Genomic DNA, 248 nt, shown 5'->3' on the forward strand with positions numbered 1-248 from the left:
GACGGCAAGCACCAGGAGGGAGAGGACGTCGTCGATGACCGCAGCGCCGATGATTGCTCTTGCCGCCCCGGTCTGGAGCACGCCGATCTCCTTGAGAACGTTTGCGGTTATGGCGATACTCGTCGCCGTCAGTGCCGTGCCGACGAAGACCGCGCTCGCGAAGTCGAACCCGAAGAAAACGGCAGTGATGTAGCCACCTATCCACGGGAGGATCACGCCGAGAAGTCCGATGACGCCGTAGCGTGGAT

1 protein-coding gene is annotated in these 248 nt (G+C 62.1%); it reads right to left on the minus strand.

Annotation, left to right across the window (positions count from 1 at the left end; translation table 11 throughout):
• The coding region (locus SZ63_RS12280) for a cation:proton antiporter domain-containing protein (protein ID WP_048185817.1) at positions 1-248 on the minus strand (248 nt) is incomplete at both ends.

Source organism: Methanoculleus sediminis (genome assembly GCF_001017125.1).
In the GTDB taxonomy this organism is placed as follows: domain Archaea; phylum Halobacteriota; class Methanomicrobia; order Methanomicrobiales; family Methanoculleaceae; genus Methanoculleus; species Methanoculleus sediminis.